General features: G+C 65.4%; 11 protein-coding genes. 10 read left to right on the top strand and 1 reads right to left on the bottom strand.

The window, feature by feature from the left end:
- Positions 1-11: 11 nt before the first annotated feature.
- From WHZ77_RS02005 to phoB, 7 genes are all read left to right on the top strand, one after another.
- The gene (locus tag WHZ77_RS02005; protein ID WP_375312160.1) at positions 12-1,310 is read left to right on the top strand and encodes an ATP-binding protein; all 1,299 of its coding nucleotides are present in this window, start codon (positions 12-14) and stop codon (positions 1,308-1,310) included.
- A gap of 144 nt (positions 1,311-1,454) precedes the next feature.
- A complete protein-coding gene (gene pstS / locus WHZ77_RS02010) occupies positions 1,455-2,468 on the top strand; it encodes a phosphate ABC transporter substrate-binding protein PstS (protein WP_375312161.1) in 1,014 nt (337 codons plus the stop codon).
- A 130-nt stretch (positions 2,469-2,598) separates the two neighbouring features.
- Positions 2,599-3,588: a phosphate ABC transporter permease subunit PstC gene (gene pstC, locus WHZ77_RS02015; RefSeq protein WP_375314877.1), complete on the top strand. Its 990-nt coding sequence runs from the start codon at positions 2,599-2,601 to the stop codon at positions 3,586-3,588.
- 4 nt (positions 3,589-3,592) lie between these two features.
- Complete coding sequence (gene pstA, locus WHZ77_RS02020; protein ID WP_375312162.1) at positions 3,593-4,438, top strand: phosphate ABC transporter permease PstA; 846 nt, start codon at positions 3,593-3,595, stop codon at positions 4,436-4,438.
- Positions 4,435-5,256: a phosphate ABC transporter ATP-binding protein PstB gene (pstB, locus tag WHZ77_RS02025; RefSeq protein ID WP_015689156.1), complete on the top strand. Its 822-nt coding sequence runs from the start codon at positions 4,435-4,437 to the stop codon at positions 5,254-5,256. The genes pstA and pstB overlap by 4 nt, the downstream gene beginning before the upstream one ends.
- An 11-nt stretch (positions 5,257-5,267) precedes the next feature.
- Entirely contained in the window at positions 5,268-5,984 is a 717-nt protein-coding gene (phoU, locus tag WHZ77_RS02030; RefSeq protein ID WP_015689155.1) for a phosphate signaling complex protein PhoU, read from the top strand.
- Between the two features lie 22 nt (positions 5,985-6,006).
- A complete protein-coding gene (phoB, locus tag WHZ77_RS02035; protein ID WP_008143479.1) occupies positions 6,007-6,714 on the top strand; it encodes a phosphate regulon transcriptional regulator PhoB in 708 nt (235 codons plus the stop codon).
- A 267-nt stretch (positions 6,715-6,981) separates the two neighbouring features.
- Here phoB and WHZ77_RS02040 read toward each other — a convergent pair whose 3' ends face one another.
- Positions 6,982-7,494, bottom strand: coding sequence for a GcrA family cell cycle regulator (locus WHZ77_RS02040; RefSeq protein WP_015689154.1), 513 nt, complete (start codon positions 7,492-7,494; stop codon positions 6,982-6,984).
- 451 nt (positions 7,495-7,945) lie between these two features.
- Between WHZ77_RS02040 and WHZ77_RS02045 the strand changes: the two genes are divergently transcribed.
- The 3 genes from WHZ77_RS02045 (at position 7,946) to WHZ77_RS02055 (ending at position 11,335) form a co-directional block, all read left to right on the top strand.
- Entirely contained in the window at positions 7,946-9,154 is a 1,209-nt protein-coding gene (locus WHZ77_RS02045) for an aspartate aminotransferase family protein (protein ID WP_375312163.1), read from the top strand.
- Complete coding sequence (gene argF / locus WHZ77_RS02050) at positions 9,154-10,077, top strand: ornithine carbamoyltransferase (RefSeq protein WP_375312164.1); 924 nt, start codon at positions 9,154-9,156, stop codon at positions 10,075-10,077. The genes WHZ77_RS02045 and argF overlap by 1 nt, the downstream gene beginning before the upstream one ends.
- Before the next feature lie 250 nt (positions 10,078-10,327).
- On the top strand, positions 10,328-11,335 hold the full coding sequence (locus WHZ77_RS02055) for an Hsp33 family molecular chaperone (RefSeq protein WP_375312165.1): 1,008 nt from the start codon (positions 10,328-10,330) through the stop codon (positions 11,333-11,335).
- Positions 11,336-11,510 lie beyond the last annotated feature (175 nt).

An 11,510-nucleotide genomic window follows, 5' to 3' on the forward strand; every position in this document is an offset into this window, starting at 1 on the left:
AGCCTGCCCCGATGGCGATCGACGCCCCATCTTCTCCCTCCGCACAGCCATGGTCCGACCGGCTGCGGCACTCGACGATCATCCTGATCGCCGCGGCGCTGGCGCTGTCGGTGCTGGTCGCGCTCGGCGAATTGTCGGTCATGCGGGCGGTGGCGGTATTGCTGTGCATCGCGGCTGCGGCGCTGATCCCCTGGCGGCTGCACGATACCGCCGCTTCCCGCGACGACACGCGGCGCGTCAACCCGGTTGAGAGCGCGGCGGTGGCGGCGGTCGTCGCCGGCATGCCGGATCCGGCCGTGCTGCTCGACCGTGCCGGCCGCGTCATCCATCTCAACGCCGCTGCCGCCCAGCTGGCGCCCGCGCTGCGCAGGAACGAGCTCGCCCAGTTCGCGCTGCGCTCGCCGGAGATCATCACGGCGCTGCGCGAGTCGATCGCGACCACCGAACCGCGGCGCGCCACCTATCTCGACCACGTCCCGGTCGATCGCTGGATGGAGCTGATCATCACGCCGGTGCCGGTGCCCACCAGTTTTGGCGGCGCCGACAAATGCATGCTGATGACCTTTCACGACCAGACGCCGCTGCGCCGGGTCGAGGAGATGCGCGCCGACTTCGTCGCCAACGCCAGCCACGAGCTGCGCACGCCGCTCGCCGCGCTGTCGGGCTTCATCGACACGCTCCAGGGCCAGGCCAAGGACGATCCCAAGGCGCGCGAGCGCTTCCTCGGCATCATGCACAATCAGGCGACGCGGATGGCGCGCCTGATCGACGATCTGCTGTCGCTGTCGCGGGTCGAGCTGTCGGCCCATGTGCGGCCCGACACCCTGGTCGACTTGCTGCCGATCATCTTCCAGGTCGCCGACGGGCTCGAGCCGCTGGCCCGGGAACGCCAGGTCGAGATCGAGACCAGCCTGCCGGAAGCGCCAGTGATGATCGCGGGCGACCGCGAGGAGCTGCTCCGCCTGTTCGAGAATTTGATCGAGAACGCGCTCAAATACGGTGCCTCGGGCGGACGCGTCATCGTGTCGATGAATTCCGCCGCGGCCCCTGATGGAACTCCGGAAATCCGGGTCCTGGTCCGCGATTTCGGCCCCGGCATCGCGCCCGAGCACCTGCCGCGGCTGACCGAGCGGTTCTACCGGGTGGACGTCGGCGACAGCCGCTCGCAGGGCGGCACCGGGCTCGGATTATCGCTGGTGAAACATATCCTTAACCGTCATCGCGGCCGGCTTTTGATTGAAAGCGTGCCCAAGCAGGGCGCCACTTTCACCGCTTGTTTTCCCCAGGTCAGGACTCCGGCGTCAGCCTGAAATCCAAGTTATTTCAGCTGGTTGCGCCTGTCATCCGACTGTCACGAAACCTTCGTAAAAGCACAGCCGACCGCTCCTAAAGGGGCGGCACGGGGAGCGCGATCGGGCGCGGATGGCGCTTCGCTCCCCTGTATGGAGACCAGCATGAATTTCCTCAAGACTATCGTCGCTGCCGGCTTGGTCGCCGCATCGACGACGGTGGCCTTTGCTGCCGACATCACGGGCGCCGGCGCGACCTTCCCGTTCCCGATCTATTCGAAGTGGGCTGACGCCTACAAGAAAGAGACCGGCAACGGTCTGAACTATCAGTCGATCGGCTCCGGCGGCGGCATCAAGCAGATCCAGGCCAAGACCGTGACCTTCGGCGCGACCGATGCCCCGCTCAAGGCCGAGCAGCTCGAGAAGGATGGCCTCGTTCAGTGGCCGATGGTGATGGGTGCCATCGTTCCCGTCGTCAACCTCGAGGGTGTCAAGCCGGGCGAGCTGGTGTTCGACGGCGAGACGCTTGCCAACGTCTATCTCGGCAAGATCACCAAGTGGGACGACGCTGCCATCAAGAAGCTCAATCCGAACGTGAAGCTGCCGTCGGACGCGATCACGGTCGTCCGCCGTTCGGACGGGTCGGGCACCACCTTCAACTTCACCAACTATCTCTCCAAGGCCAGCGCCGACTGGAAGAGCAAGGTCGGTGAGGGCACCGCGGTCGAGTGGCCGGTCGGCGTTGGCGCCAAGGGCAACGAAGGCGTGTCGGGCAACATCGGCCAGACCAAGAACTCGATCGGCTACGTCGAGTACGCCTACGCCAAGCAGAACAAGCTGACCTACACCGGTCTCGTCAACAAGGCCGGCAAGACCGTGCAGCCGACGGTCGAAGCCTTCCAGGCGGCCGCGTCCAATGCCGACTGGGCCAAGGCTCCCGGCTACTACGTCATCCTGACCGACCAGCCCGGCGAGAAGTCCTGGCCGATCACGGCGGCGACCTTCATCCTGATGCACAAGGATGCCACCGACAAGGCGGCCTCGAAGGAAGCCCTCAAGTTCTTCGCCTGGGCGTTCAAGAGCGGCGACAAGATGGCCGAAGAGCTCGACTACATCCCGATGCCCGACAGCGTCGTGAAGCTGATCGAGAAGACCTGGTCCTCCGACATCAAGAGCTGAGCGCTCTTGTCCCGGACGCGGTGCCGGGATCCGCAAGACGTCCGCTCCGGATCGGCTTCGCGCCGTATCCGGAGCGCAAGACCGACAACAAGCGTATATAAAACGGGTACAGGGGATCGGCGTGGCTGAGATGGCTGTCGAGAGCAATGTAGTTGATGCCGCCGGACCTTATGACCGCGCCAAGGCGTTGAGCGCGTTCAAGCTCGGGGATGTCACCTTTTACTGGATCACGCGCCTGAGCGCGATCTCCGTGCTGCTGATCCTCGGCGGCATCATCCTGTCGCTGATCGTCGGCGCCTTCCCGGCGATGAAGGAGTTCGGCCTCTCCTTCCTGTGGACGCAGCGCTGGGCGCCGTCGGCTGATCCGCCCGTGCTCGGCGCGCTCGGCCCGATCTACGGCACGCTCGTCACCTCCTTCATCGCGATGCTGATCGCCATTCCCGTCGGGATCGGCATTGCGATCTTCCTGACCGAGCTCTGCCCGCAATGGCTGCGCCGTCCGATCGGCATGGCCATCGAGCTGCTCGCCGGCATTCCCTCGATCATCTACGGCATGTGGGGCTTCTTCGTGCTGGGCCCGTTCCTGGCCAACAGCTTCCAGCCCTTCATGATCAAGATCTTCGACGGCGTTCCCGTGCTGGGTGCGATCTTCGCCGGCCCGCCGTCCTATCTCAGCCTCTTCAACGCCGCGCTGATCCTCGCCATCATGGTGCTGCCCTTCATCACCTCGATCTCGGTCGACGTGTTCAAGACGGTGCCCCCGGTGCTGAAGGAAGCGGCCTACGGCGTCGGCTGCACCACTTGGGAAGTCGTCCGCAGCGTCGTCATCCCCTACACCCGCGTCGGCGTCATCGGCGGCGTCATGCTGGCGCTCGGACGCGCGCTCGGCGAGACCATGGCGGTGACCTTCATCATCGGCAACTCGTTCCGCATCTCCGGGTCGATCTTCGCGCCGGGCACCACGATCTCGGCGGCGATCGCATCCGAGTTCGCCGAAAGCGACGGCCTGCACCAGTCCGGCCTGATCCTGCTTGGCCTCTTGCTGTTCGTGTTGACGTTCTTCGTGCTCGCAGCCGCCCGGCTGATGCTGATGCGCCTGGAAAAGAAGGCGGGGAACTAGCGCCATGAACCCGATCTATTCACGTCGCCGCCGCAAGGATTTCATCGTCCGCGGTCTTTGCTTCGCGGCTGCCGCCTTCGGCGTCACCTGGCTAGCGCTGATCCTGATCACGCTGCTGTACAACGGCCTTGCGGGCCTGAACGTTCAGCTGTTCACCGAGAACACGCCGCCGCCCGGATCCAACGAGGGTGGCCTGCTCAATGCCATCGTCGGCTCACTGATGATGACCGTGATCGGCGTCGGCATCGGTGCGCCGCTCGGCATGTTCGCCGGCACCTACCTCGCCGAATACGGCCGCAACGATCGCCTGACCTCGGTGATCCGCTTCATCAACGACATTCTGCTCTCGGCGCCCTCGATCATCATCGGCCTGTTCATCTACGGCGCGGTGGTGGTGCCGATGCGCGGCTTCTCGGCGATCGCGGGCGCGCTCGCGCTGGCCGTCATCGTCATCCCGGTGGTGCTGCGTACGACCGAGGACATGCTGCTGCTGGTGCCGAACGCGCTGCGCGAGGCGGCCTCGGCGCTCGGCCTGCCGCGCTCGCTGGTGATCAAGCGGATCGCCTATCGCTCGGCCCGCGCCGGCCTCATCACCGGCGTACTGCTCGCCACCGCACGCGTCGCCGGCGAGACCGCGCCGCTGCTCTTCACCGCGCTGTCGAACCAGTTCTTCAGCCTGGACCTGACCAAGACGATGGCGAACCTGCCGGTCACCATCAACAACTTCGTGCAGAGCCCCTACGCCTACTGGAAGCAGCTGGCGTGGAGCGGGGCCCTGCTCATCACCCTGACTGTTCTTGCCCTGAATATTGGTGCGCGCATCCTTGGCGCCGAGAGGACCGCAAAATGAGTGAGCTTTCCGTATCGATGAGCGCGGCCGGTGGGTTGCCCCAGGCGCCGGTGCTGCCCGAGGCCCCGGCCAAGGTGACGGTGCGCAACCTGAACTTTTATTACGGCGAACACCACGCGCTGAAGAACATCAACCTCGCGCTCGGCACCAACCGCGTCACGGCGTTCATCGGCCCGTCGGGCTGCGGCAAGTCGACCCTGCTGCGTATCTTCAACCGGATGTACGACCTCTATCCGGGCCAGCGCGCCACCGGCCAGCTCATGCTCGACCAGACCAACATCCTGGACCCCAGGCTGGACCTCAACCTGCTGCGCGCCCGCGTCGGCATGGTGTTCCAGAAGCCGACGCCGTTCCCGATGACGATCTACGAGAACATCGCCTTCGGCATCCGTCTCTATGAGAAGATCTCGAAGTCCGAGATGGACGACCGCGTCGAGAAGGCGCTGCGCGGCGGCGCGCTGTGGAACGAGGTCAAGGACAAGCTCAACGCGTCGGGCCTTTCGCTCTCGGGCGGCCAGCAGCAGCGCCTCTGCATCGCCCGCACCGTCGCGGTGCGGCCGGAAGTGATCCTGTTCGACGAGCCGTGCTCGGCGCTCGATCCGATCTCGACCGCCAAGGTCGAGGAGCTGATCCAGGAGCTGTCCGAGAACTACACGATCGCGATCGTCACCCACAACATGCAGCAGGCTGCGCGCGTCTCCGACAAGACCGCCTTCATGTATCTCGGCGAGTTGATCGAGTTCGACGACACCAGCAAGATCTTCACGTCGCCGACCGATCGGCGCACCCAGGATTACATCACCGGCCGGTTCGGTTGAGGAGACGGGACATGGGCACTGAACATACCGCAAAGGCCTTCGACACCGACCTGCAGGAACTCACCCGGCTGGTCGCGGAAATGGGCGGCATCGCCGAGCGCATGATCGTCGATTCCGTCGACGCGCTGATCCGCCGCGACGTCGCGCTCGGTCAGCGCGTCGTCGCCATCGACGCCGAGCTGGACGCGCTGCAGAAGAAGATCGAGGAGCGCGCCGTTCTCACCATCGCGCGCCGCCAGCCGATGGCGGTCGATCTGCGCGAGATCGTCGGCGCCATGCGGGTTGCGACCGATCTCGAGCGCATCGGCGACCTCGCCAAGAACATGGGCAAGCGCGTCGCGGCGCTGGAGACGGATTTCCATCCGCTCAAGCTGTTCCGCGGCCTCGAGCACATGACCGACCTCGTGCAGCAGCAGGTCAAGTCGGTGCTGGACGCCTACGCCGCGCACGACCTGCCGGCGGCGATGGCGGTGTGGAAGGGCGACGAGGAAGTCGACGCCATCTGCACCTCGCTGTTCCGCGAGCTCCTGACCTACATGATGGAGGATCCGCGCAACATCTCGTTCTGCATCCATCTGATGTTCTGCGCCAAGAACATCGAGCGTATCGGCGATCACGCCACCAACGTCGCCGAGACCGTGTTCTACATGATCGAAGGTCAGGCGATCACCGACAAGCGGCCGAAGGGCGACATGACGACCTTCGCCACGACGGTCCCGAATACCTGACGACTTGAGGAGCCACGACCCGATGGGCGCACGCATTATGGTGGTTGAAGACGAGGAAGCTCTCACCGAGCTGCTTCGCTACAACCTCGAAGGCGACGGCTATGACGTCGAGACGGTGATGCGTGGCGACGACGCCGACACCCGTCTCAAGGAGCACATTCCCGATCTGATCGTGCTCGACTGGATGCTGCCGGGGCTGTCCGGCATCGAATTGTGCCGGCGGCTTCGCACCCGGCCGGAGACCAAGCAGCTGCCGATCATCATGCTCACCGCGCGCGGCGAGGAGAGCGAGCGGGTGCGGGGCCTTGCGACCGGTGCCGACGACTACATCGTCAAGCCGTTCTCGGTGCCGGAGCTCCTGGCGCGCGTGAAGGGCCTGCTGCGCCGCGCCAGCCCGGAGCGGCTCGCCACCGTGCTGGCCTACGGCGACATCGAGCTCGATCGTGACAAGCGCCGCGTGGCGCGCTCGGGCCGGCCGATCGACCTCGGCCCGACCGAATATCGCCTGCTGGAGTTCTTCCTGGAGCATCCCGGCCGCGTGTTCTCGCGCGAGCAACTGCTCGACAGCGTCTGGGGCCGCGACATCTACATCGACGAACGCACCGTCGACGTGCATATCGGCCGCCTGCGCAAGCTGCTCAATCTCGGCCGCGAGCAGGACCCGATCCGCACCGTCCGCGGCGCCGGCTATGCGCTCGACGATCGCTTTGCGAAGGCCGAGCAGACGTAAGGCGGTTTAGCGGCTGTTGGCTTAGCGAGCTGCGGCAACAATTTCCGTCGTCATCCCCGGGTGCGCGCAGCGCGAGCCCGGGATCCATAACCACAGGACGTGGTTTGGCGAAGACTCGGAGCGACCATCGCGCGCAACAATTGCGCCCTGTGGTTATGGATACCCGCGCCCCGCGCGCAATTGCGCACTAGGCGGGGATGACACCGAGGAATTGGAGCCGTCATCGTGTGACGGCCGCCGCGTTGACGATCAGAGAATTCCGCTACCTCAGCGCGGACCCGGCTTCGCCGGCGCGCGCCGGCGATCCGCTGCCGGCTGATACGCAACCCGCGAGTGCTGGGCGCAATAGGGCAGGCCGGAGAGCGCCTTGCCGCCGCAGAAGAAGAAATCCGGGCTCGAGGGATCGCCGACCGGCCAGTGGCAGGTCGCCTCGTTGAGCTCCAGCAGCGACAGCCGCTGGCTCATCGGCACCACGTTGTCGTAGGTGACCGGTTCGGCCTCGACCTCGACCTCGAAGGCCTGTGCCAGCGCGGTGTTGCCGCGCGCGATGGGCCGGCTCACCCGCATCATGTGCTGGGCGGGACGCGCCTTGCGCGGCCGCGGCGCAGCGGATGAAGGGCTCTTGGCGCGGCCGGACAGGCCGAGCCTGTGCACCTTGCCGATCACGGCGTTGCGGGTGACATTACCGAGCTCTGCCGCGATCTGGCTGGCCGACAACCCGGCCTCCCAGAGCTTCTTCAGTTGCTCGACGCGATCATCCGACCAGGTCAAAACCGTCATTGCACCCTTTCCTTCGCCGCGCGCCTCCATCCTGGGGCTGCACTGCGAATGCCTAAGCCTCGAAAAACCCGTGCCGTCAGAATCCCTTAAGGCTCGCCGGGCACCGAGAGCCGCCCGAACGTTTACGCCGGTACATGAGGACTTAGAGATCAGAACTGCCGCACGAGATGTCGTATCTGACAAGCCAAACGCTACAATATGGCGTGACTCACGCGCAAGAGTCCGCCGACTCGCTTCCACATGTTCCGTGGCGAAATCCCGCAAAATCGCCACCGCAAGACTACGGATTCAGCGTTTCGCGAGGCTTTCCGGGCGGCATTGACACCCGTTTCACCAAGCATAAGATAGTCCCGCGTGCCGCCCTTAAAAGGCGGCACGTTTCGTTTTCCGGGCCGGTGAATGGTGCGTTGCGTAATGCACGCTCACCGTCCGCAACATTCAAGTGACAGTCATGACTAACAGCGCAGCGCCGCATTTGCTCCCCGTTTTCGCCAGGTCCGACCTCGGTTTCGAGCGCGGCGAAGGCTGCTGGCTGATCGCGACCAATGGCGAGCGCTATCTCGATTTTACTTCCGGCGTGGCGGTGAATGCGCTCGGCCATGCCCATCCCGCGCTGGTCAAGGCGTTGCAGGAGCAGGCGACCAAGCTCTGGCACATGTCGAACCTGTTCCAGAGCCCGGACGGCGAGAAGCTCGCCGCACGCCTGTGCAATGAAAGCTTCGCGGACTTCGTGTTCTTCTGCAATTCCGGCGCCGAGGCGTTGGAGGGTGTGATCAAGCTGGTCCGCCATCACCACTTCTCCAAGGGGCATCCGGAGCGCTACCGCATCATCACCTTCGAGGGCGCCTTCCACGGCCGCACGCTGGCGACGCTGGCGGCGACAGGATCCGCGAAATATCTCGAAGGGTTCGGTCCGCCGATGGACGGTTTCGACCAGGTCCCGCACGGTGACATCGAGGCCGTGAAGAAGGCGATCGGTCCGCAGACCGCCGGCATCCTGATCGAGCCGATCCAGGGCGAGGGTGGTGTGCGTTCGGCGACGCCTGCCTTCCTCCGGGCATTGCGCCAGCTCTGCGACGACAAGGGGCTGCTGCTGGCGTTCGACGAGGTGCAGACCGGCATGGGCCGCACCGGCGATCTGTTCGCGCATCGCCGCACCGGCGTCACACCTGACGTGATGTCGCTGGCGAAAGCGCTCGGCGGCGGCTTCCCGATCGGCGCGGTGTTGGCGACCGCGGACGCAGCTTCCGGCATGGGCCCCGGCTCGCACGGCTCGACCTTCGGCGGCAACCCGCTCGCGATCGCGGCGGCGAATGCCGTGCTCGACGTCATGCTCAAGCCCGGCTTCTTCGACCACGTCCAGCGGATGTCGCTGCTGCTCAAGCAGAAGCTCGCCTCCGTGATCGACCGCCATCCCGACGTGGTCAGCGAAGTGCGCGGCGAGGGCCTCCTGATCGGTATCAAGGCCGTGGTGCCATCCGGCGATCTCGTCGCGGCGTTGCGGAGCGAAAAACTGCTCACGGTCGGCGCCGGCGACAATGTCGTGCGCTTCCTGCCGCCTTTGATCGTCACCGAAGCCGAAATCGAGGACAGTGTCGGGCGGTTAGAGCGTGCCTGCGCCGCGATCTCGTCGAGCAAGACCAAGCGGGCGGCAAGCTGATGAGCAAGTCGCCAAAACACTTCCTCGATATCAACGAGTTGCCGCTGGCGGAGCTCAAGAGCATGCTCGCCGCATCCTCCGCCATGAAGGCGAAGCAGAAGGCGCATCAGCCGGTCAGGCCGCTCGAAGGCAAGACCCTGGCGATGATCTTCGAGCGTCCCTCGACCCGCACCCGGGTATCGTTCGATGTCGCCATGCGCCAGCTCGGCGGCGAGCCCATCATGCTCACCGGTGCCGAGATGCAGCTCGGCCGCGGCGAGACCATCGCCGACACCGCGCGCGTGCTGTCGCGCTATGTCGACGCCATCATGATCCGCATCCTCAACCACGATGCGCTGCTCGAGCTTGCCGAATATGCGACGGTGCCCGTCATCAACGGCCTGACGCGCCGCTCGCACCCTTGCCAGGTGATGGCCGATCTCATGACCTTTGAGGAGCATCGCGGCCCGATCGAGGGCCGGACGGTGGCCTGGACCGGCGACGACAACAACGTGCTGGCCTCGTGGGCCCACGCCGCCGAGCGCTTCAAGTTCCAGCTCAACGTCGCAACCCCGCCGGAGCTCGCGCCGAAGAAAGTCATGCGCGATTTCATCAAGGCGACCGGCGCGCCGATCGCGCTCGGCACCGATCCGGAAGCCGCCGTGAAGGGCGCCGACTGCGTCGTCACCGACACCTGGGTGTCGATGGGCGACAAGGAAGGCGAACATCGCCACAACGTGCTCAAGCCCTACCAGGTCAACGCGAAGCTGATGTCGCTGGCCAAGCCCGACGCGCTGTTCATGCACTGCCTGCCCGCCCATCGCGGCGAGGAAGTCACGGACGACGTGATCGACGGTCCGCAATCGGTCGTGTTCGACGAGGCCGAAAACCGCCTGCACGCGCAGAAGGGCATTCTGGCCTGGTGCTTCGACGCGGTGAAATAGCGGCTGTGGCGCGGGCGGCTGCGCCACCCTTCGCTGTCATACTGGACAAGCGCCGCACAGCGGCGCGCAGATCCGGGATCCATAACCACAGGACGTAATTTGGCGAGGACTCCGAGTTGTCATCTCGCGCCATCACGTCATCCTGTGGTTATGGATCCCGGGCTCGCGCTCCGCGCGCCCCGGGACGACACCGAGTTTGTGCCACCCCGCACCCCTTCCATTTCCGCCCTCCGACCCCAGATAATGCGCCATGGTTTCCCAATCCCCTGACATGAAAACCGGGCTAGAGGGCCCGGTTCGCGCACCATCGGCGGTTCCGATCGACGATGCGGTGCTGCCCTACGAGGTCGACGCGCTCGACGTGCGCGGGCGGCTGGTGCGGCTTGGCCCGGCGCTCGACGAGATCCTGACCAAGCACGATTATCCCGCCGCGGTGGGCAAGCTGCTCGGCGAGGCCATCGTGCTGACGACGCTGCTCGGCTCGGCGCTGAAATTCGAGGGCCGCTTCATCCTGCAGGCCCAGACCGACGGGCCGGTGTCGTTCCTGGTCGTCGACTACCAGGCGCCGGATCGCCTGCGCGCTTATGCGCGTTTTGATGCTGAGCGTCTCGGCGATATCAGGGATTCCGGCACGCTGCTCGGCCGCGGTCATCTCGCCATGACCATCGATCAAGGCCCCGACATGAGCCGCTACCAGGGCCTCGTCGCGCTCGACGGCGGCAGCCTGGAAGATGCCGCCCACGAATATTTCCTGCGCTCCGAGCAGATCCCGACGCGCGTGCGTCTTGCGGTCGGCGAGGAGTGGCGTTCCAACGACGGCGGCAAGCATCGCTGGCGCGCCGGCGGCATGCTGATGCAGTTCCTGCCCAAGGCGCCGGAGCGCGCGCGGCAGGCCGATCTGCATCCCGGCGATGCCCCCGAGGGCGTCGAGGTGCACGCGGTCGCTGAAGACGACGCCTGGGTCGAGGCACGCTCGCTGATCGAGACCGTCGAAGACGTCGAGCTGATCGATCCGGATCTCTCCGGCGAGCGGCTACTGTACCGTCTGTTCCACGAACGCGGCGTGCGCGTGTTCAATCCGCTGGTCCTCAAGGCGCAATGCTCCTGCTCGCGCGATGCGGTCGGTGCGATGCTGAAGAGCTTCTCGGCCGAAGACCGCGCCGACATGATCAAGGACGACAAGGTCGTCGTGACCTGCGAATTCTGCTCGTCGGTGTACGAGTTCACGCCGGATGAGGCGGGCGTGGAGGACGCGTAAGCACTCGGTCGACGGGCCCTCGCGACCCGACGGGCAAAACACCTGAATTGCCGTCAATCCCTTCCGTCGAAAATATTCCACTTTACCGAAATTCGGAATTGTCGTATATGTCGCCCATCCCGGCTCATCCTTGAGGGGCGATCGTACGTCGTCGCGATATGCGAGCCGGGCCTGC

Origin of the sequence: Bradyrhizobium sp. A5 (genome assembly GCF_042076515.1) — a bacterium.
GTDB classification, from domain to species: domain Bacteria; phylum Pseudomonadota; class Alphaproteobacteria; order Rhizobiales; family Xanthobacteraceae; genus Bradyrhizobium; species Bradyrhizobium cosmicum.